This is a genomic window from Isoptericola sp. NPDC055881, assembly GCF_053615895.1.
In genome coordinates this window covers 20,100-40,121 of record NZ_JBSHCR010000013.1, presented here as the reverse complement: position 1 = coordinate 40,121, position 20,022 = coordinate 20,100, and the positions used below count along the sequence as shown (strand labels likewise).

At 73.8% G+C, this 20,022-nt stretch carries 20 protein-coding genes; 11 read left to right on the top strand and 9 right to left on the bottom strand.

What is annotated here, in order from left to right; translation table 11 throughout:
- Positions 1-346: 346 nt before the first annotated feature.
- From ACWGKI_RS06505 to ACWGKI_RS06495, 3 genes are all read right to left on the bottom strand, one after another.
- Entirely contained in the window at positions 347-1,792 is a 1,446-nt protein-coding gene (locus ACWGKI_RS06505; RefSeq protein WP_452185638.1) for a DNA polymerase IV, read from the bottom strand.
- Between the two features lie 78 nt (positions 1,793-1,870).
- The gene (locus ACWGKI_RS06500) at positions 1,871-2,506 is read right to left on the bottom strand and encodes a hypothetical protein (RefSeq protein ID WP_452185636.1); all 636 of its coding nucleotides are present in this window, start codon (positions 2,504-2,506) and stop codon (positions 1,871-1,873) included.
- Between the two features lie 108 nt (positions 2,507-2,614).
- Positions 2,615-3,355, bottom strand: a complete 741-nt coding sequence (locus ACWGKI_RS06495; protein ID WP_452185634.1) for a YqjF family protein — start codon at positions 3,353-3,355, stop codon at positions 2,615-2,617.
- Between the two features lie 169 nt (positions 3,356-3,524).
- Here ACWGKI_RS06495 and ACWGKI_RS06490 point away from each other — a divergent pair, with 169 nt between their 5' ends.
- Together ACWGKI_RS06490 and ACWGKI_RS06485 are read left to right on the top strand one after the other, a co-directional pair.
- The gene (locus tag ACWGKI_RS06490) at positions 3,525-4,406 is read left to right on the top strand and encodes a manganese catalase family protein (RefSeq protein WP_452185631.1); all 882 of its coding nucleotides are present in this window, start codon (positions 3,525-3,527) and stop codon (positions 4,404-4,406) included.
- A 151-nt stretch (positions 4,407-4,557) separates the two neighbouring features.
- The gene (locus ACWGKI_RS06485; RefSeq protein WP_452185630.1) at positions 4,558-5,043 is read left to right on the top strand and encodes a hypothetical protein; all 486 of its coding nucleotides are present in this window, start codon (positions 4,558-4,560) and stop codon (positions 5,041-5,043) included.
- A 58-nt stretch (positions 5,044-5,101) separates the two neighbouring features.
- Here ACWGKI_RS06485 and ACWGKI_RS06480 read toward each other — a convergent pair whose 3' ends face one another.
- Together ACWGKI_RS06480 and ACWGKI_RS06475 are read right to left on the bottom strand one after the other, a co-directional pair.
- Entirely contained in the window at positions 5,102-5,743 is a 642-nt protein-coding gene (locus ACWGKI_RS06480) for a dihydrofolate reductase family protein (protein ID WP_452185628.1), read from the bottom strand.
- A 92-nt stretch (positions 5,744-5,835) separates the two neighbouring features.
- The gene (locus tag ACWGKI_RS06475; RefSeq protein WP_452185626.1) at positions 5,836-6,858 is read right to left on the bottom strand and encodes a glycoside hydrolase family 43 protein; all 1,023 of its coding nucleotides are present in this window, start codon (positions 6,856-6,858) and stop codon (positions 5,836-5,838) included.
- Between the two features lie 246 nt (positions 6,859-7,104).
- Between ACWGKI_RS06475 and ACWGKI_RS06470 the strand changes: the two genes are divergently transcribed.
- Both ACWGKI_RS06470 and ACWGKI_RS06465 read left to right on the top strand, forming a co-directional pair.
- Positions 7,105-7,905 (top strand): sugar phosphate isomerase/epimerase family protein, encoded by an 801-nt coding sequence (locus ACWGKI_RS06470; protein WP_380245505.1) that lies wholly within the window; start codon positions 7,105-7,107, stop codon positions 7,903-7,905.
- Positions 7,902-8,999 carry a Gfo/Idh/MocA family protein gene (locus tag ACWGKI_RS06465; RefSeq protein WP_452185624.1) on the top strand — a complete coding sequence of 366 codons (1,098 nt, stop codon included), beginning with the start codon at positions 7,902-7,904 and terminating at the stop codon, positions 8,997-8,999. Before ACWGKI_RS06470 ends, ACWGKI_RS06465 begins: the two co-directional genes overlap by 4 nt.
- Positions 9,000-9,045: 46 nt before the next feature.
- Here ACWGKI_RS06465 and ACWGKI_RS06460 read toward each other — a convergent pair whose 3' ends face one another.
- On the bottom strand, positions 9,046-9,771 hold the full coding sequence (locus ACWGKI_RS06460; protein WP_452185622.1) for a TetR/AcrR family transcriptional regulator: 726 nt from the start codon (positions 9,769-9,771) through the stop codon (positions 9,046-9,048).
- A gap of 94 nt (positions 9,772-9,865) precedes the next feature.
- On the opposite strand from ACWGKI_RS06460, the gene ACWGKI_RS06455 reads away from it, so the two are divergent.
- The 4 genes from ACWGKI_RS06455 (at position 9,866) to ACWGKI_RS06440 (ending at position 13,749) form a co-directional block, all read left to right on the top strand.
- On the top strand, positions 9,866-11,341 hold the full coding sequence (locus ACWGKI_RS06455; RefSeq protein WP_452185620.1) for an MFS transporter: 1,476 nt from the start codon (positions 9,866-9,868) through the stop codon (positions 11,339-11,341).
- 77 nt (positions 11,342-11,418) lie between these two features.
- Positions 11,419-13,155, top strand: a complete 1,737-nt coding sequence (locus ACWGKI_RS06450) for an FAD-dependent oxidoreductase (RefSeq protein ID WP_452185618.1) — start codon at positions 11,419-11,421, stop codon at positions 13,153-13,155.
- 30 nt (positions 13,156-13,185) lie between these two features.
- Positions 13,186-13,458, top strand: a complete 273-nt coding sequence (locus ACWGKI_RS06445; RefSeq protein ID WP_380242722.1) for a metal-sensitive transcriptional regulator — start codon at positions 13,186-13,188, stop codon at positions 13,456-13,458.
- Between the two features lie 108 nt (positions 13,459-13,566).
- Positions 13,567-13,749 (top strand): hypothetical protein, encoded by a 183-nt coding sequence (locus ACWGKI_RS06440; protein WP_380242720.1) that lies wholly within the window; start codon positions 13,567-13,569, stop codon positions 13,747-13,749.
- 27 nt (positions 13,750-13,776) lie between these two features.
- Here the strand turns inward: ACWGKI_RS06440 and ACWGKI_RS06435 are convergent, their stop codons facing one another.
- On the bottom strand, positions 13,777-14,940 hold the full coding sequence (locus ACWGKI_RS06435) for an epoxide hydrolase family protein (protein ID WP_452185615.1): 1,164 nt from the start codon (positions 14,938-14,940) through the stop codon (positions 13,777-13,779).
- 136 nt (positions 14,941-15,076) lie between these two features.
- On the opposite strand from ACWGKI_RS06435, the gene ACWGKI_RS06430 reads away from it, so the two are divergent.
- Positions 15,077-15,490: a YciI family protein gene (locus ACWGKI_RS06430; protein ID WP_380242715.1), complete on the top strand. Its 414-nt coding sequence runs from the start codon at positions 15,077-15,079 to the stop codon at positions 15,488-15,490.
- On the top strand, positions 15,487-16,677 hold the full coding sequence (locus ACWGKI_RS06425) for an RNA polymerase sigma factor (RefSeq protein ID WP_452185613.1): 1,191 nt from the start codon (positions 15,487-15,489) through the stop codon (positions 16,675-16,677). The genes ACWGKI_RS06430 and ACWGKI_RS06425 overlap by 4 nt, the downstream gene beginning before the upstream one ends.
- A gap of 54 nt (positions 16,678-16,731) precedes the next feature.
- Here the strand turns inward: ACWGKI_RS06425 and ACWGKI_RS06420 are convergent, their stop codons facing one another.
- On the bottom strand, positions 16,732-17,169 hold the full coding sequence (locus tag ACWGKI_RS06420; RefSeq protein ID WP_452185611.1) for a hypothetical protein: 438 nt from the start codon (positions 17,167-17,169) through the stop codon (positions 16,732-16,734).
- Positions 17,170-17,321: 152 nt separating this feature from the next.
- On the opposite strand from ACWGKI_RS06420, the gene ACWGKI_RS06415 reads away from it, so the two are divergent.
- Positions 17,322-19,124 (top strand): ABC transporter ATP-binding protein, encoded by a 1,803-nt coding sequence (locus tag ACWGKI_RS06415; protein WP_452185609.1) that lies wholly within the window; start codon positions 17,322-17,324, stop codon positions 19,122-19,124.
- Positions 19,125-19,141: 17 nt separating this feature from the next.
- Here the strand turns inward: ACWGKI_RS06415 and ACWGKI_RS06410 are convergent, their stop codons facing one another.
- Positions 19,142-20,017 carry an LLM class F420-dependent oxidoreductase gene (locus ACWGKI_RS06410; RefSeq protein WP_452185607.1) on the bottom strand — a complete coding sequence of 292 codons (876 nt, stop codon included), beginning with the start codon at positions 20,015-20,017 and terminating at the stop codon, positions 19,142-19,144.
- Positions 20,018-20,022 lie beyond the last annotated feature (5 nt).

Here is a 20,022-nt window from a genome sequence, read left to right as displayed (position 1 = left end):
TCGCTCCTAGCCGCGGCGTGGTTCACGCTCAGCGGTGCAGACGTCTCATGGCCGCTCGAGCCTGCGCGGTACGACCTGCTGGTCACCACGGGGGCCGGTACGCGTCGGGTCCAGGTGAAGACGACAACCACTCGAGCTGGCGCCACCTAGAAGGCCTATCTCTCGACATCGCGTCGTGGGCGACGGGCGTACAGCCCCGATGAGATCGACTTCTTCGTTATCGACGGAGATCTGCGGCAGTATCTGATCCCGGCTCTTGTAGTCGGCGGGTTGCATGCGATCCACGTCTGTAGTCGGCGGGTTGCATGCGATCCACGTCGGAGCATATGTGCGGTACCAAGTGCCGTCACTCGGGCCCCTCTGACTCCTCGTTGTTCATGCCGCGTATCGGCTCACCGTCAGGACCGAGCGGCTCGACGAGCGTGAGGTCTTCGGAGTTCGGGTCGATCCAGCGTTGATAGCCCGGTCCGGTCCGGGCAGTCTCGAAGCGCACTGCGATGCGGCCGTCGTCGCCGACACGCACCACCCAGCCCCGTCCGTCGGCGGCGGTCTCGACATCGAGGCCGGGTGCCACGGTGGCGGCCGTCGCTCGCACCGGGCCTGCCGCCGCCGGCGGCGCGGGCACGGCATCCGCGTCGGCCGGGTCGCCGCCCTCGTCGTGGATCTTCGCGATCTCCGGCGGTTCGGGCGCCTCCGGTCCGAGCTGGAGCATGAGCTGTGCGTGCTCGGACAGGCCGTGGAACGCGACGCCGAGGAGGCGGACGGGCTCGGTGACCTCGGCGAGCCGCAGCGCCCGGTGCGCCGCGTCGCGCAGAGCGGACTCGTCGGTCGTGGGGCGGGACAGGGTGACCGAGCGCGTCAGCGTCGTGAAGGACGCGAGGCGCACCTTGACGACGACGGTGCGCGCTGCGGCGGCGTGTCGTTCGAGGCGCGCGAGCGCTGCGTCGACCACGGGGTCGAGGGCCGCGGCGATCGCGGCGCGGCCGTGCAGGTCGGTGTCGAAGGTGTGCTCGGCGCCGGCCGACTTGCGCTCACGCACCGTCGTGACCGGTCGGTCGTCCCAGCCGCGCGCGATCCGGTAGAGATTGGTCCCGCCCGCTTCGCCGGCGATCATGAGCAGGGTGTCGAGCGGCTGGCGACGCAGGTCGGCGACCGTCCGCACGCCGAGACCGTCCAGGCGTGCGGCAGAGACCGGGCCCACGCCCCACAGCGCCCGCACGGGCAGGTCGAGCAGGAACGCGTCCTCCTCGTCGGCGTCGACGACCCGGACCCCGCCGGGCTTCGCGGCCTCCGAGGCCAGCTTGGCGACGAGCTTGGAGCGGCCGAGGCCGATCGAGACGGGCAGCCCGCTGAGCTCGCGGGCGCGCTCGCGGGTCGTGCGCGCGAGCTCGTGGAGGTCGGTCTGTGGCCGGGTGGCGGCGCCGAGGTCGGCGAAGGCCTCGTCGATGCTCACGGGCTCGACGAGGTCGGTGACCTCGCGCAGCGCGGTCATGATCCGGTCCGAGTAGGCCGAGTACGCGGCGAACCGTGGCACGACGACGATCGTCGAGGACGGGCACAGCCGACGTGCCTGCTCCATCGGCATCGCGGAGCGCGCACCGTACTGCCGGGCCTCGTAGGACGCCGTCGCCACGACGCTGCGCGGGCCGACGCCACCGACCAGCACGGGACGCCCCCGCAACGAGGGCCGCTGGTGCTGCTCGACGGCGGCGAAGAAGGCGTCCGCGTCCAGGTGCGCGATCGTCGGGCGGGCGCGCAGCACCGGAGCGTGCAGCGCGCGGTCGGGGATCACCTCCCTACTGTGCCGGAGGCGACTGACACGGGGTGCCTGCGGGAGGTCGTGAGTCCCACCACGTCCCCGGGCCGCGGGCTAGGCCCGGCGCCTCGGCGCGGACCGGTCGCTCGGCAGCTGCACGGTGGTCGTCACCCGCACCAGCGCGGGGGAGCGGGGTGTGGAGCCGAAGCCGAACCGCACCGGCGGGTCGACGAGGGTCAGGCCTCCGAGGTCGTCCCCGCCCAGCGACGCGGTCGCAGCGGTGATCTCGTGCATGTCCTGCGCGGCGTACCACTCGCGGCGCCCGTTGCCCGCGCTGCCGTACGTGCGCACGCCCCTGAGGAGCCGGGCGGGAGCGTCGACGAGCCGGACCCACGGCAGCCGGCGCGACAGCGAGGGCGGCACCGCATGAAGGAGCCGCCCCAGCGGGCGTCGACCGCCGACGACGAACCGCAGCGCGAGCGGGCCGGCCGCGACGTCCCACGTCGGCCCCGACCGCCTGACCGTGACGGGCACGACCTGCACCTCGTGGAACGAGTACGTGTCGGCGATGAAGCGCCCGAGCTCGTCGGACGGGGCGAGCAGCGTCCGGCGGCCGTCCGCACGCTCGACCATGACGTCGCTGACCGACCCGTACGGGGACGTGGGCCAGTGCCCGAGCACCAGCCGCGTCCCGCTCGCCGTCCCCAGGCCGGCGATCCACCCGTCGAAGCGCAACCGCGCATGGTCCATCCGACAGTCTTACCAGCGGCGGGTCGTGCGCGGATCCCCGGCCAGGCGGACGAGGTCCTTGACCTCGATGGCGGAGGAGGACGGGACGGTCACGGGGCGCGACAGTGGTCAGCCCGGGCGCGCAGCGCCTCGTCGACCGGGCAGGGGGCGGGGCACCCCGACCCGCGTGTCGACCCCCGGCGACCAGGTCGCGACAGGCCGGGTGGTCGGCGCGGGGAGGCCGGCAGCGGTGAGGAGTGCGCCGAGCCGGTCGGCGCCGGTGACCTGGGCGCGGTGCAGCGGCCACGGCGGGTGCGCCACGGGCACGCGCCAGAGGCGGCCGCACCGCACCGTGTACGCGTTCCACCTCCCGGTGACGGCGGTCAGCCACGGGCTGGGTGCCGCGATGCGATCGCCGGGCCGTACGGTCAGGTCGATCCGCCCGTACGGCGCCTGGTCGCCGCAGTAGACGACCGAGGAGCCGGTCCGCCGCGCCGTGACGGGGTAGACGCGGTAGGCCAGTCCGAGCGCCCGCATCGCGCCGACCATCGCGGTGCGGGGGCACAGCAGCCGCAGGAACCAGATCCCGTCGGTGCCGCTGGCAGGGTGACGGACGTAGGTGCGCACGTTCACCTCGGCGAACTCCGACCAGCCCGGGACGGCGGGCAGGACGGACGCTCGCACGTCACGCACGAGCAGCGGGGTGACCGCCACCCACGCGTCGCCGTCCACGACGTCGACCTCGAGACCGCTCGGCAGCAGGGCCTGGACGACCGCGGGCGGGTATGCCCAGTGCAGGAAGGTGACCGCGTGCCAGCGTTGCCGGCTGGCCACCAGCCGGACGGCGTGCGGTGCTGCGTGAGACGGCATCGTGCCTCCAGGGGCAGCGTGCCAGGCCTCGTGGTCGTTCGCCCGGCCGGCCTGGCCCCCGCGGTGCGAGCGTGCGACGGCGGGGAGACGCTGGAGGCGCTCGCGTCGAGCAGCGGCGTGCACCCCATCGCACGAGGGTGCGCGGTCGCGCCCTCGGACGGGAGCAACGATGTTCTTCCACCGTCAAGAACTGCAGCACCAGGCCAAGCCTGACAAGCCGGATGCTGTCTACGCCCGCAAGCTGCAGGAGGTGCTCGGCGGCCAGTACGGCGAGATCACCGTGGCCATGCAGTACGGGTTCCAGTCCTGGAACGCACACCTGCCCGGCAAGTACCGTGACCTTCTCTACGGGATCGGCGCCGAGGAGTTCGGGCACGTCGAGATGCTCGCGACGATGATCGCGCAGCTGCTCGAGAAGGCGCCTCTGGGCGTCGTCGAGGGAGCGGTGCAGGACGACCCGACCGTCGCGGCGATCGTCGGAGGCACCGACCCGCAGCACGCGATCGTCGCAGGGGCGGGCGCCCGGCCCGTGGACTCCAACGGCAACCCGTGGTCCGCGGGCTACGTGACCGCCAGCGGCAACCTGCTCGCCGACTTCACGGCCAACGCCAACGCGGAGATGCAGGGCAGGCTGCAGGTGGCGCGGCTGTACCACATGACCGACGACCCCGGTGTGCGTGACCTGCTGTCGTTCCTGCTCGCCCGGGACACCATGCACCAGAACCAGTGGATCGCCGCGGCACAGGAGCTGCGGGACGAGGGTGTCGAGGACCTGCCGGTGCCGAGCACGTTCCCGCTCGGCAAGGAGGACCGGGACGTGGCGTACCAGTACATCAACTTCTCCGACGGGGAGAAGGCGTCCGAGGGCCGTTGGGCCAGCGGGCCGACGCCCGACGGCAAGGGCGAGTTCGAGTACGTCGCGGAGCCGCCCGCAGGTGTGCCGATGCCGCCGCCCACGAAGCCGGACGAGCGTCTTCACGGCACCGCCCCGGGGCCCAAAGGCCTGAAGAAGGCTGCCGGCACCGTCAAGGACGCCATGCACAAGAAGTGAGGGCCGCGGCGGCCCCACCGACGACGCGCGGCACCTGAGCGCGGCTGCTCGGGGCGTGCGGTCCCGGTTCACCCGGCCCCGCACGCCCCGAGCGGTGCGGGGCCGCCTCTCTCCAGGCGTCGTTCCCCGCACACCCGAGGAGACCCGGACGATGTCGACGTCGGACCCCGCCGCCCCGCTGCCGCACGCGCCCCGTCCCGCCCGGGACCTCCCGCCCCGGACGGTGCCGCGCGTCGCGGGCCGGGTGCTCGCCGGCCTGCTCGCGGCCGGTCTCGCCGGCCTCGTCGCGGGACTGCTGGCCCGCGGGCTCATGCGGCTCGCGGTGCTCGCCGCGGGCGGGCAGCCGGAGGCGAGCCTCGGCGGGACGGCCCTCGTCGTCGTCTTCTTCGCGGTGGTCGCGGCCCCGGGCGCCGTGGCGCGGGCGCTGGGCGCTCGCCGCACGAGTGCCGTGCTGTTGCTGCTCGGCGTCCTCTTCCTGGCGTCCCAGGCCGTGCTCGTCGCGGCGGCGGACCTCGGCGGCGTCGACCTCACGACGACGGCGTCCGTGGCCATGGTGGCGGTCGGCCTCGGGTTCGTGGCCGCGATCGCCGGCCTCGGGGTGCTCGCGTGGCGGTGGGCGGCCCGAGCGGCGCGGTGACCCGGACCCGTCCGCGCCGCCGACCCTCGGTAGCCGCGGGCCGGCGGCGCTCGCAGGCCTACTCGGTCAGGCCAAGGTCGGGCGCGGACATGTCGCCGGTGCGCGGGACGCCGTCGGCCAGCGCGTAGTGCAGGTACACGGCACCCTTCGGCCCGGCGGCAGGCGGCTCGAGCAGCGTCAGGTTGGTGGGCACCTCGCCGCCGTCGAAGACCTTCTTCCCGACGCCGAGCACGACGGGGTGCAGCCACAGGTCGATGCGGTCGAACAGCTTCTCGTGCAGCAGCGTCTGCACCAGGTCGAGGCTGCCGACCACGCGCACGTGCTCGTGCCGGTCGCGGATCTCGCGCACCGCAGCGGGCAGGTCGGGGCCGAGCTGGGAGGAGCCCGCCCAGGACAGGTCGGGGTTGCCTCGGGACGCGACGTACTTGGGGATGCGGTTGAAGAGCTCGGCGATGCCACCGTCCTGGCCGCCCTCCTGGTGCGGCCAGTAGGAGGCGAAGATGTCGTACGTCCGGCGCCCGAGCAGGAGCGCGTCCGTGCCCTCCGCGTACGCGGCGTCGATCTGCGCCCCGGCCACCTCGTCGATCAGCGGCGCCTGCCAGCCGCCGAAGGGGAAGCCTTCCGGGTCCTCGTCGGGCCCGCCGGGGGCCTGGGCGACGAGGTCGAGGGTGGCGAAGAGCTCGAGATGGATCAGACCCATGGTTTCCTCCTGGCGAGCGGCGGGGCGTCCGGATCTGTTCGAGTCCGGTCGGGAGGGCAGACCTGCCGTCCCGGCCGGACTCATCGGACCGGTCAGACCCGCGGGGCGAACGGGTTGTCCACCGCGGGCCCGTCGATCACGGGGCCGTGGCCGGTGAAGGTGATCCGGGACAGCCACACCAGACGGCCCGGGTCCTGGTTCACGTGGTCCGGCTGCCACGCGTGGTACACGTACCACCAGTGCGGGCCGACCTTGATCGGCATGCCGTGCCCCGACCCGGCAGCCACGTCGTTGCTCGCCAGGATCGGCCCGTCGCCCTCCTTGGTCCACGGACCGGTGATCGACGGCGCGCTCGCCCAGCACACGCCGTAGGAGTCGTTCCAGAACTCGCCGGTCGAGTAGAAGCAGTAGTACCTGCCCTGGTGGACCACCACCGAGGCGCCCTCGATCGTGTACTTCTCGTAGGGCTGGTCCATGCCGAACAGGCGGCGGGGCTCACCGACCAGCTCGAGCCCGTCGTCGGAGAGCTGCTGCAGGTAGATGTACGACGGGAGACCGTCGTGGTTGCCGTCGTTCTTCCACAGCAGCCACAGCGAGCCGTCGGCGTCGCGGAACGGCGACGCGTCGATGCTCCCGCCCTCGGCGGACTGGTCGATCAGGGGCACCGTCCGCTCGTCGACGAACGGCCCCGCCGGTGACGACGAGACGGCGACCGACACCGCCTGCTGGTCGATGTCGGCGCGCCAGGCGGTGTAGTAGGACAGGTAGCGGTCGCCCACCGCGATCACCTCGGGGGCCCAGTGCCGGCCGGGGCGGCACCAGGAGGCGAGCTGAGGCATGCCGTTGCCGACCGGCGTCCACTCGACCAGGTCGGGGGAGGTCAGCACCGGCATCGCGCCGGCCGCGCCGTTGGTGGCGTAGAGGAAGAACGCGCCGTCCGCGGCCAGGACGGCCGGGTCGGGGTTGTTGGTCGGCACGACAGGGTTCTGGTAGCCGCGCGGGGACGCCGTCGCGGCTGTCGGCGTCAGGCTGAGCGCCGCGGCAGCGGTCAGACCGCCGGCGGCCGTCAGGACGGCACGGCGGGTGAGGGACGTGGTGCTCGGAAAGTGGTGCAACGTTGCGCCTCCGGGTCGATGCTGAGACGGGCGTCGCTGCCCGTCGCTGGCGCAAGGACGGTACATCGTTGACTCAGGCGCGTGCCGCGGACACGCGCCCGTCGGTCGAGATCGGGCGCGACGAAGAAAACCTTCCACTGTGAGGTTTTGAGGGTTAGGCTCTCCGTGGCTTCCGGCGCTCCACTGCGCACTTCTGTACGAGTGTCGACGGAAGTCGGCCCACCGACCACGTCAAAGGAGCTCCAGATGTCCTCCACATCCGTGCAGCTGTACTCGCTGCGGGATGCCGTCGCCGCCGACCTCGACGCCGCCGTCGCCCGTGTCCGCGAGATCGGGTACGAGCAGGTCGAGCCGTACGCGTTCGTCGAGCGCGTCGCCGACTTCGAGCGCGCGTTCGCGGCGACCGGGCTTGCCGCGCCGTCCGGTCACGCGTCCGTCATCGACGCGCCTGACGCCGACGTCGTCTTCGACGCCGCGGCACGCCTCGGCATCGGCATCGTCATCGACCCGTTCGTCCCGACCGAGCGCTGGCAGACCGCCGACGACGCGAAGAAGCTCGCGGACCGCGTCAACGAGCTCACCGTCCGGGCGGCCGCCCACGGCCTGCGGTTCGGCTACCACAACCACCAGTGGGAGTTCACGAACAAGGTCGACGGCCGGCCCGTCTTCGAGATCTTCGCCGAGCAGCTCGACCCGGAGGCCGTGCTCGAGGTCGACACGTTCTGGGCCACGGTCGGCGGCGCGGACGCCCCCGCGGTGCTGAAGCGTCTCGGCGAGCAGGTCGTCGCGATCCACGTCAAGGACGGCGAGGTGTCCGGCGACATCGCGACGGTGCTGCCCTCCAGCGAGAGCGCGCTGGACGTGCCCGCCGCCCTCAAGGCCGCCTACGACAACCAGGTGCCCGCCGGGCAGGGCGACGTCGACGTGCCCGCCATCCTCGCCGCCGCGCCGCAGGCGATCCGCGTGGTCGAGTTCGACTCGTACGCCGGTGACGTCTTCGAGGGCATCGCCGCGTCGCTCGCCTGGCTGCAGGAGAACGACAAGTGAGCCGCGTGGGCGTCGGCATCATCGGTGCCGGGAACATCTCGACGCAGTACCTCGAGAACCTCACGCAGTTCGCCGACGTCGAGGTCCGCATGGTCGCCGACGTCCGCCTCGACCGCGCGCAGGCGCAGGCGCAGGCGTACGGGGTGCCCGCGGCGGGGACCGTCGACGAGCTCCTCGCGCGCGACGACATCGAGATCGTCCTCAACCTCACCGTCCCCGCGGCGCACGCCGAGGTCGGCCACCAGATCGTGGCGGCCGGCAAGCACGTGTGGAGCGAGAAGCCGGTCGCGACCGACCACGAGTCGGCCGCGGCCCTGCTCGCCGCGGCGGAGGCGAAGGGCGTGCGCGTCGCGTGCGCGCCCGACACCGTGCTCGGCGCCGGCATCCAGTCCGCGCTGCGGGCCATCGCCCGCGGCGACATCGGCGTGCCGCTCACGGCCACCACGATGTTCCACGTGCCCGGCCCCGAGGCCTGGCACCCGGACCCCGACTTCCTGTACGCCACGGGCGCCGGGCCCCTGTTCGACATGGGGCCGTACTACGTGACGACGCTCGTGCACGCGCTCGGGGCGGCGTCCCGCGTCCAGGCCGTGTCCTCGAAGTCGCTCGAGAAGCGCACCATCGCGTCCGGTCCGCGCGCCGGGGCCACGTTCCCCGTCGAGGTCCCGACGCATCACGCGGCGCTCATCGAGTTCCGCGGCGGGCAGTCCGCCCAGTCGACGTTCTCGTTCCAGCACGCGCTGCCGCGCGCCGGGTTCGTCGAGATCAACGGCACGCTGGGCACGATCGTGCTGCCGGACCCGAACGTGTTCGACGGTGACTCGACGCTCTGGCGGTACGGCCAGGAGGAGCCCGAGACGATCCCGGCCACGGGTTCCACCTGGGGCCGCGGCACGGGCGTCGTCGAGCTGGCGCGAGCCATCCGCGAGGGCCGGCCCGAGCGGGCGTCGGGCGCCGTCGCGTCGCACGTGCTCGACGTCCTGCTCGCCGTCCGCGACGCCGCGGAGTCCGGCACGGCCGTCGAGGTCGCCTCGGACGTCGACGCGCCCCCGCCGCTGCCGGAGGACTTCGACCCCGCCGCGTCGACCTTCTGACGCTCGCCCCCGCCTCCCAGAGCGCTGGGAGGCGGGGGCAGCGGCGTCAGGAGCTGGTCGTGTCCGCGCCCGCCGCCGCCGAGCTGCCGGGGCCACCGGGGCCACCGGGGCCACCGGGGCCGCCGGGGCCGCCGGGGCCGCCGGGGCCGCCGGGGCCGCCGGGTGGCGGCGGCAGGAGACGCTCCAGCAGCTCCAGCACCCGTGCGCCGTCGACGGCGTCCGGATCGAGGAGCCACTGCACCTGGACGCCGTCGGACGCCGCGATCGCGAGGGCGGCGAGGTCGCCGGCGTCGATGCCGGGGTCGATGCGACCTGCCTCCTGGTCCGCGCGGACCTGCTCCGTGAGCCCGGCCCTGATCCGGGCGAACCGTTCCCGCAGGAACTCCCGCGAGACGGGGTGCCCCTCGCCCACGGCGTCCCCGGCGAGCGTCGTGTAGAGCTGGACGAGGCCGGGGACCTCCCGGTTGAGGACGGCGCTGACCCGCATGCCCCCGACCGCGGAGGTCGCCGGGCCGCCGGACTCGTTGCGCTGGACCTCGTGCGCGCGGTAGACCGCCACCAGCAGGTCGTCGCGGGTGGGGAAGTAGTGGCGCAGCGCCGCGTGCGAGATCCCGAGCGCGTCGGCGACCGAGCGCAGCGACGACGCGTCGACCCCCTGCTCGGCGACCATCCGCAGCACCTGGTCGAGGATCTGCGCACGACGCGTCGCGCCCTTCGCGTAGCCGCGCCGGGGCGCCGCCTCGTCGCCGGCTGCGTCTCCCGATGCGCTCACCGGCTCAACTTACCGAGATTCCCGCCGCGAGCGGCGGCGCCCGGGCAGCCCCGGTCGTCGTGCGTGCATCGCTCGTCGGGCGTATCACCGGGTCATGGCTTGGACGGAGAGCGGCGCGACGACGCTGAGGACGATCACGACGGACGTCCCGGCCCGGCTGGACCGGCTGCCCTGGGCGCGGTGGCACTGGATGATCGTGATCGGGCTGGGGACGGTCTGGATCCTCGACGGGCTCGAGGTGACGATCGTCGGCAACCTGTCCGACGCCCTCAAGGGCGACACGGGCCTCGGCCTGACCAGCGCGGACATCGGCCTCGCCGGTGCCGTGTACGTCACCGGCTCGTGCCTGGGGGCGCTCGTCTTCGGTCAGCTCACCGACCGGTTCGGACGCAAGCGGCTGTTCATCATCACGCTGCTCGTCTACCTCACGGGCACGGTGCTCACCGCGTTCTCCATGAACCCGCTGTACTACTTCGCGATGCGGTTCGTCACCGGCCTGGGCATCGGCGGCGAGTACGCGGCCGTGAACTCCGCCATCGACGAGCTGATCCCGGCCAAGTACCGGGGGCGGATCGACATCGCGATCAACGGGTCCTACTGGGTCGGCGCGGCCGGCGGTGCCCTGCTGACGATCCCGCTGCTGAACCCGGAGCTGATCCCGGCCTGGCTGGGCTGGCGGCTGTGCTTCGCGCTCGGCGCCGTGCTGGGTCTGTGCGTCCTGTTCGTGCGGCGCAACGTCCCCGAGAGCCCCCGCTGGCTGTTCATCCACGGCCGGGAGAAGGACAGCGAGCGGATCGTCACGGACATCGAGGACCGGGTGCGCGAGCAGGACGGCGTCGAGCTCGCCGAGCCCGAGGGGACCCTCACCGTCCGGCAGCGGCACACCGTGGGGCTCGGGCGCATCGCGCGGACGGTGTTCTCGGAGTACCCGCGCCGCACCGTGCTGTGCCTCGCGCTGTTCATCGGGCAGGCCTTCCTGTACAACGCGTTCTTCTTCACCTTCGGTGACACCCTGCAGACGTTCCTGGGCGTGGGGCAGACCGGCACCTACATCGCCCTCTTCGCCATCAGCAACTTCCTGGGCGCGCTAGTCCTCGGGCCGCTGTTCGACAAGGTGGGCCGGGTGCGGATGATCTCCGCGACCTACATCGTCTCCGGCGTCCTCCTGGCCGTGGCCGGTCTTATGCTCGGCGGCCTGACGGCGTGGACGCTGACCCTGTTCGGGATGGGGATCTTCTTCGTCGCGTCGGCCGGCGCCAGCTCGGCCTACCTCACCGCCAGCGAGGTCTTCCCGATGGAGACCCGGGCGCTGTGCATCGCGTTCTTCTACGCGGTCGGCACCGCGGTCGGCGGGATCACGGGCCCGCTCCTGTTCGGCCGCCTGATCGAGTCCGCGGGCCAGGCGAAGGACATCTCGGGGATCGCCGTCGGCTACTACATCGGCGCGGCGCTCATGGTCGCGGGCGGGATCGTCGCGATGTTCCTCGGCGTCGGGGCCGAGAAGAAGTCGCTCGAGGACATCGCGACGCCGCTCTCCGCCCAGGATGCCGAAGGCTCCCAGGACGACTGAGCCGGCGTCGCCCCGTGCGAGCGCGCTGCTGACCAGGCGATTGGGAACCTCGATACCCCCCGGGGTATCGTCGAGCCATGATCGACCGCACCGCACCTGCCACCGACTCGCCCACCACCCACGCCCGCCGGATCGTCGTCGTCGGGGGAGTGGCGGGCGGCATGAGCTGCGCCGCCCGCGCACGGCGCCTGGACGAGACCGCGGAGATCGTGGTCCTCGAACGCGGCGCGCACGTGTCGTTCGCGGGCTGCGGGCTGCCGTACCACGTGGGCGGCGAGATCCCCGACGCCGAGTCGCTCCTCGTGCAGACCCCGGCGACCCTGCGGGCGTCGCTGGACCTGGACGTGCGGACGGGGCACGACGTCACGGCCGTCGACACGGCCCGCCGGGTCGTGGTCGCCCGCACCGCCGACGGCGACGTCGAGCTGTCCTACGACGCCCTCGTGCTGTCACCGGGCGCGCGGGCCGTGCGCCCGCCGATCGAGGGCCTCGCCTCGCCGCGGGTGCGCACCCTGCGCACCGTCGAGGACGCCCGCGCCCTGCGCGCCCACGTCGAGACGGGCGCCCGGCACGCGGTCGTGCTCGGCGCCGGGTTCATCGGCGTCGAGGCGGCCGAGGCGCTCGCGCTCGCGGGCCTGGAGGTCGCCCTCGTGGAGCTGGGTCCGCACGTCCTGCCGCCGCTGGAGGTCGAGGTGGCGCACCCCGTCACCCGCGAGCTGCGCCGGCTCGGCGTCACCGTCCGCGTCGGCACGGCTGCCCAGGCGATCCGCGCCGAGGACGAGCGCGACGTCGTCGTCCTGGACGACGGCACGCAGGTGGCCGCCGACCTCGTCGTCCTGTCGGCCGGGGTGCGCCCCGACACCGAGGCCTTCGAGGCCGCCGGCATCGCGTGCGAGCGCGGTGCGATCGTCGTCGACGACCACGGCCGCACGTCCGCGCCGGGCGTGTGGGCCGTCGGTGACGCCGTCGTGCAGACCGACGCCGTCACCGGCGCCCGCCGACCGGTCGCCCTGGCCGGCCCGGCGAACCGCGCCGGGCGGCTGGTCGCGGACGACATCGTGCGTCCGGGCACGGCCCGGCCGCTGCCTGCGCCCCTCGGCACCGCCGTCGTGCGCGTGGGCGAGCTGACGGCCGCCACGACGGGCGCGAACCGGGCCGCGCTGGACGCCGCCGGGATCGCCTACCGCACCCTGCACCTGCACCCGAACCAGCACGTCGGCTGGTTCCCCGGAGCGCGCCAGTTGCACCTCGTGCTGCAGGTGCGCGTCGGCGACGGCCTGCTGCTCGGCGCCCAGGCCGTCGGGCACGACGGCGTCGACAAGCGCATCGACGTGCTCGCCACGGCGCTGCGCGCGGGCCTGTCGGTGGCCGACCTCGTCGACCTCGACCTCGCGTACGCCCCGCCGTACGGCCAGGCCAAGGACGCCGTGAACCTCGCGGGCATGGTGGGCGCCAACGTGCTCGACGACACCCTGCGGCTCTGGTACGCCCAGGACGTCGAGGAGGTCCTCGCCGGTGCGCTCGTGCTCGACGTGCGTACCCGCGACGAGATCGCCTCCGGCGTGCTGCCGGGCGCGCTCCACGTGCCGCACACCGAGCTGCGCGCCCGCCTCGACGAGGTGCGCGAGGCCGCCGCCGGGCGACCCGTGCGCGTGCTGTGCGCCTCCGGCGTGCGTTCCGCCATCGCCCACCGCGTCCTGGCCCAGTCCGGGTTCGACTCCGCGTCGCTGTCGGGTGGGATGCTCACGCTGCGCGCCGTCCTCGGCGACCGCGCCGAGGACGTCCTCGTGACGCCCGCCCCCGCGCTCGTCTGACCTGTCCTGCCGAACCCACGGAGAGACCCGATGCTCACCACCGACAGCGACGCCCAGCGCCGCATCCTCAACCGCCTCCGTCGCGCTCGCGGCCAGCTCAACGGCGTCATCGACGCCGTGGAGGAAGGACGCTCGTGCCGCGACGTCGTCACCCAGCTGGCGGCCGTCTCGGCGGCGCTCGACCGCGCAGGGTTCGCGGTGGTGTCCACCGCGATGAAGGAGTGCCTCGCCGACCCGGACGCCCTCGGTGCGGACGGCCTCACCACCGAGGAGCTGGAGAAGCTCTTCCTCACGCTCGCCTGAGCCGCTCCACCCTTGCTCCCGGCTGATCTCGCCTGATCTCGCCTGAACGACGACAACTACGACCCGAACCACCCGAACGACCCGGACGACGAACTGGAGAACCTTCTCGTGTGCTACCCCGTGACCTGCAAGCAGTGCGGCAAGACGACCTGGAAGGGCTGCGGCCAGCATGTCGACGACGTGCGTCGCGCCGTCCCCGCCGGACAGTGGTGCCCGGGGCACGACCAGGCGCCGGGCGGCGCGGACGACCGTCCCGCGGGCGGCTTCCTCGCGCGGCTCTTCGGCCGCTGACCTGCCCGAGGGCCGGAGACGAACCTGTCAGGCCGTGGTGTCCCGGAAGGGGCGGACGAACTGCCGCAGGTCCGCGGCGTACAGCTCCGGCTCCTCGAACGCGGCGAAGTGGCCCCCGCGCGGCGGCTCGCTGAGGTGCACGAGGTTCGTCGTGCGCTCGAGCCACTGCCGCGGCGGGGTCACGACGTCGCCCGCGAACAGTGCGAACCCTGAGGGCACCTCGACCCGGCGGGCCAGCTGGGCGGGGTCGATCGCCGCGTTGGCGCGGTACATCCGCATCGACGAGCCGATGGTGCCGGTCACCCAGTACTCGGTGACGAGCGAGAGGACCTCGTCCTTGGTGTAGGCGGTCGCGATGTCGCCGCCGCTCCACGAGCTCAGCTTCTCGACGATCCAGGCGGCCAGCCCGGCCGGGGAGTCGGTCAGCCCGAACGCGGCGGTCTGCGGCTTCGTCCGCTGGATCGCCGCGTAGGCGCCCTCGGTGGCGCCCCACGCGGCGACCTGGGCGAACCAGTCACGTTCCTGCGGCGTGAGCTCCGCCAGGTCTCCCGACCAGACCGGCAGCCCGCCGTCGGTGCGGTGCACCGCGATCACGCGGTCCGGGTGGTCGAGGGCGAGGTAGCGGCTCACGTGGCTGCCCAGGTCGCCGCCGGCGGCCACGAACCGGTCGTACCCGAGGGTGGTCATGAGCTCGGCCCACAGGCCCGCGACGTCGATGGAGCTGAGGATGCGGTCGGTGGGCGCCTGCGAGTACCCGAATCCCGGCAGGTCGGGCACGACGACGTCGAAGGCGTCGGCGGGGTCGCCGCCGTGCGCCCCCGGGTCGGTCAGCAGCGGGACCATCTTGCGGTACCGCCAGGAGGAGTCGGGCCAGCCGTGCGTGAGCAGCAGCGGCACCGCTCCCCGGGAGCCGGCCGCCGCGCGCACGTGGACGAAGCGCACGTCCAGGCCGCCGACGTGCGCGGTGAAGCGCGGCAGGCGCGCCTGGTCCGCCTGCTGGGCCGCCCAGTCGAACTCCTCGGCCCAGTACGCCACCAGCTCGCGCAGGTAGTCGGCGTCCGTGCCGAGCGACCACCCGGCGGCGTCCGGGGCGTCGGGCCAGCGGGTGGCACGCAGGCGGGTGCGCAGGTCCGTCAGCGCGGCCGGGTCGGTGCGCGGCGTGAAGGGCTCGATCCCCTGCGGGGTGCTCACCCCCGCACGCTACGTCCGGTGCGCCCGGACGGCGGACAGGACTCGTCGGGAACGCGATGTCGAGAACCGTCGGCCGGCTCCGTCCTGGGAGTGTCGGCGGTGACACGCACCGCCCCGCGACGACAGGATGGACGTCATGGCCAAGTACCTGCTCCTCAAGCACTACCGCGGCAACCCCGAGCCCGTGCCGGGCACCGACGTGCCGATGGACCGCTGGACGCCCGACGAGGTCAGCGAGCACATCGCGTTCATGGACCGGATGATCGACGGCCTCAAGGAGCGCGGCGAGTTCGTCGACGCTCAGGCGCTCTCCCCGCGCGGCGCGTTCGTGCGGTACGACGGCGAGGGGCGTCCGCCCGTCACCGACGGCCCGTTCGCCGAGACCAAGGACCTCGTCGCGGGCTGGATGGTCATCGACGTCGAGACCCAGGAGCAGGCGCACGAGGCGGCGGCCTACCTGTCGTCGGCCCCCGGCCCGGGCGGGCGTCCGCTGCACGAGTGGATCGAGGTGCGCCCGTTCCTCACGGACAACGCCGAGGTCACGGGATGACCGAGCTGCTGCGCGACGACACGCTGCGGGACCTGGCCCCCCAGGTCCTCGGCGTGCTCGTCCGCCGCGGCGCCGACTTCGCGACCGCCGAGGACGCCGTCCAGGAGGCGCTCCTGGAGGCCGTACGGCGCTGGGACGCGCCAGGTGGCGCGCCCCAGGACCCCAAGGGCTGGCTGGTCACGGTCGCGTGGCGCAAGTTCGTGGACGCCCGCCGCTCGGCGTCCTCCCGCGTGCAGCGGGAGGTGCGGGTGACCTTCGAACCGCCGTCCGGCCCCACCGAGCAGGCCGACGACACGCTGCTGCTGCTCAGCCGCTGCTGCCACCCGGCGCTCACGCCGGCGTCGTCGGTCGCGCTCACCCTGCGTGCCGTCGGCGGTCTCACGACGGCGCAGGTGGCACGGGCGTTCCTCGTGCCGGAGGCGACGATGGCGCAGCGCATCTCACGCGCCAAGCGGACGGTGACGGGGGAGCGGTTCGGGGAACCCGGGGACGTGCGCGCCGTGCTGCGGGTGCTGTACCTGATCTTCAACGAGGGGTTCACGGGCAGCCCGGCCGACGGCGTCGACCTCGCCGCCGAGTCGATCCGCCTGACCCGCCAGCTCGTGGCCGCGGTGCCCGACGACGCCGAGGCCGCCGGGCTCCTCGCGCTCCTGCTGCTGCACCACGCGCGCCGCGCCGCCCGCACCACCGAGGCCGGCGAGCTCGTGCCGCTCGACGAGCAGGACCGCGCGCGATGGGACACCGCGAGCGTCGCCGAGGGGGTCGCGATCCTGCAGGGCGCCCTGGCGCGCGACCGGCTCGGCCCGTACCAGGCGCAGGCGGCGATCGCGGCGCTGCACGACGACGCGGCCCGCGCCGACGAGACGGACTGGCCGCAGATCCTCGAGTGGTACGACGAGCTCGCCCGGCTCGAGCCCGACAACCCGGTGGTGTCCCTCAACCGTGCCGTCGCCGTCGGGCACGTCGACGGGCCCTTGGCCGGGCTGCGCCTCGTGGAGGCCCTTCCCGGCGACCTGCCGCGCCGCGACGCCGCGGCCGCCTACCTGCACGAACGCGCGGGGAACCTCGGGGAGGCGGCCCGGCTCTACGCCGTCGCCGCGCAGTCCGCGACGAGCGCCGCCGAGCGCGGGCACCTCACCCGCCAGGCGGCGCGGGCGCGGCAGCGCGCCGCGACCGGGACCGCCTGACCACCGGCGGGCGTCAGCCGTCGACGACGACCCTGCGCACGTCGCCCGGCAGTCTCAGCCGCACTCGTCGCAGATGCCGGTGGCCGGCAGCGCGGTGTAGCAGGTCGGGCAGATCGCGAGCTCGGGCTCCGGCGCGGCGGGCTTGCGGGTCGGGGCGCTCGCGGCCTTGCGCCGCGGCGCGGCGGCCTTGCGGGCGGCCGCAGGGGCCGCGGACGCCGGTGCGGTGGCGACGAAACCGTGCTTGCGCAGGATCGCGGCGTCGTCACACTTGGCGTCGACGAGGTCCTCGGCACGGGCCGGGACGCCCGTGGCGTACTTGTGCGCGACGCCGAGCACGGCCTTGGAGTCGTAGGTGCGGTCCTCGTGCACGAAGGTGTGCCCCGGCGTGGGGAGGAACCCGTAGACGCCGACGAAGGCGTCGGGGCCGCGGTCGTCGTGCTCCTCGATCGCCCGGAGGATGTGCTGGCGCGTCACGCTCGAGAAGGTAGCCACGGCATCAGGTTAGTCGCGTCGCGGGGGCCCACCGACCGTCCGGGGGCCACTGTGGCGAGCGCCGCACCGGCGGGCGTCGGCGCGTGCCCGTCCCCGAGGGGCGAGGCGCGCGCCGCAGGGCCTGCGTCACCGCTGCCGTCTAGAATCGATTCGTGCGCCGGAAAGCCCTTGCCAGCTCGTCCGACCAACCCCTCCTCGACGGCCAGCGGCCGGTGCGGTCCCTGCTGCGCCTGCTGGGGACCCAGCCGCGCCGCATGACGGTCGCGCTCGCCGCGTTCGCGGTCAAGGAGACGCCGTTGTGGTTCCTGCCGGTGATCACCGGAGCGGTCATCGACATCGTCGCCGAGGGCGGCACCGTGCGGTCCGTGCTGCTGTGGTTCGCGCTCGCGGTCGTGCTCCTCGCGCAGAACTACCCGAACCACCTCGTGTACACCCGCAACTTCATGACCGTGGTGCGCGGCACGGGCGCCGCGCTGCGCAACGCCCTGGTCGAGCGGCTGCAGGCGCTGTCGATCGGCTACTACTCGCGAGCCAGCTCCGCCGTCGTGCAGAGCAAGGTGGTGCGCGACGTCGAGAACGTCGAGCTCATGCTGCAGCAGGCCACCCACCCCCTGCTGTCCGCCGCGATGGTGATGATCGGGGCCGTCACGATGACGGCGATCAAGGTGCCGGAGTTCCTGCCGGTGTACGCGCTCGCCATCCCGACGGCGCTGCTCGTGCGCCGCACCATGGCGCGGCGCTCGCGGGCGCGCAACGAGGAGTTCCGGCGCGAGATCGAAGGCTTCTCCGCGCAGGTGGGGGAGATGGCGTCCCTCATCCCGGTGACCCGTGCGCACGGCCTGGAGCGCACCGCGGTGTCGCGGGTCGCCGACGGTGCCGACGAGGTGCGCCGCGCCGCGCTGCGCCTCGACCTGCTCAACGGGCGGGTGGCGTCCGTGTCCTGGGTCGCGATGCAGCTGCTCGGGGTGGGCTGCCTCGTGCTCGCGGCGGTCGTGTCCCTCAGCGGGATCGTCGCCGTGACCCCCGGCGAGGTGGTGCTGCTGTCGACGTACTTCGGCCTCCTGACCCAGGGCCTGACACAGGTGCTCAACCTCGTGCCGGTCACGGCGCGCGGCGTGGAGTCGGTGCGCTCGATCGCCGAGGTGCTCGCGGAGCCCGACCTCGAGCAGAACGAGGGGCGTCGCCAGGTCGGGGCGGTGCGCGGGCACCTCCGGCTCGAGCACGTCTCGCACCGCTACCCGGACGCCGCCGAGGACGCGCTGCACGACGTCGACCTCGAGGTGCGCGAGGGCGAGACGGTGGCCTTCGTCGGCCCCTCCGGCTCGGGCAAGTCGACGCTGCTCAACCTCGTGCTGGGGTTCGTGCGGCCCACCGCGGGCCGCCTCCTGCTCGACGGTGCCGACATGGCCGACCTCGACCTGCGGACGGTGCGGCGGTCGGTCTCCGTGGTGCCGCAGGAGTCGGTGCTCTTCGAGGGGACGATCCGCGAGAACGTGGCCTACGGCCTGGACGCCGGCGATGCCGGCGACGACGGGGTGACCGACGAGCGTGTCCGGGCGGCGCTGCGCGACGCCAACGCGCTCGAGTTCGTCGACGCGCTGCCGGACGGCTGGGACACCGTGGTGGGTCAGCGGGGCGCCCGCCTGTCCGGCGGGCAGCGGCAACGGCTGGCGATCGCCCGCGCCCTGGTGCGGGACCCGCGCATCCTGTTCCTCGACGAGGCCACCAGCGCCCTGGACCCGGAGGCGGAGGCCACGGTGCGCGACGCCCTGGACCGGCTCATGCGCGACCGCACGACCCTGGTCGTGGCGCACCGGCTGTCCACCGTGCGGGCCGCGGACCGCATCGTCGTCCTGGAGCACGGGCGGGTCGTGGAGGTGGGCAGCCACGACGAGCTGATGCGCCGCGGCGCCCGGTACGCCACCCTGCACGCCGCGCAGGCGGGGGCGGCGTGATGGCCACGCGCCCGTCGTCAGACGGCGCCGCGCAGCCGCGGGAGCGCGGCGGCGACGTCGTCGAGCTCGCGCAGCGCGTGCTCGCCGGAGGAGAGCACCACCACGAACTCCGAGACCCCGGCCGCCTGGTAGCGCTCGACCAGTCCCGGCAGGTCGGCCAGGGCGTGCTCGCGCAGCCGGAGCTGCACGGTGCGGCGGATCTGCGCCGGGTCGCGACCGACGTCGGCGCAGTGCCGGTCGAGCACGTCGCCGAGGGCGGCGACCTGCTCCGGCGTGCTGGAGGTGTCGTTCCAGGCGTCGGCGTACTGCGCCACCAGCCGCAGGGTGCGCCGCGGTCCGGAGCCGCCCACCCAGATCGGCGGGTGCGGGCGCTGGACGGGCTTGGGCTCGGCGACCGCGTCGGTGAGCCGGTAGTGGGCGCCGTCGAACGTGGTGCGCGGCCGCGTCCACAAGGACCTGAGGATCTGCAGCGACTCCTCGAGGCGGTCCATCCGGGTGCGCACGCTGCCCAGGTCGAGGCCGTACATCGTGTGCTCGTGCTCGTTCCAGCCGGCGCCGATGCCGAGCTCGAGCCGCCCGCCGGACAGCTGGTCGACCGTCGTGGCGAGCTTGGCCAGCATCACCGGGTGCCGGTAGGAGTTGCCCGAGACCATGCAGCCGATCCGCACGCGCGACGTGGCCACCGCCATCGCCGCCTGCATGGCCCAGGCGTCGTAGATCGGGCGCGAGTCGTCCGCGCCGAGCGAGGCCAGGTGGTCCAGGACCCAGACGTGGTCGAAGCCGGCCTCGTCGGCCGTGCTCCATACCTGACGGAACGTGCCGACCGGCGCGTCCTGCGTGAGCTTGATGCCGAAGCGCGGCGTCGGCGCCGCGGCCGTCGATCCCGAGGTCATGAGGC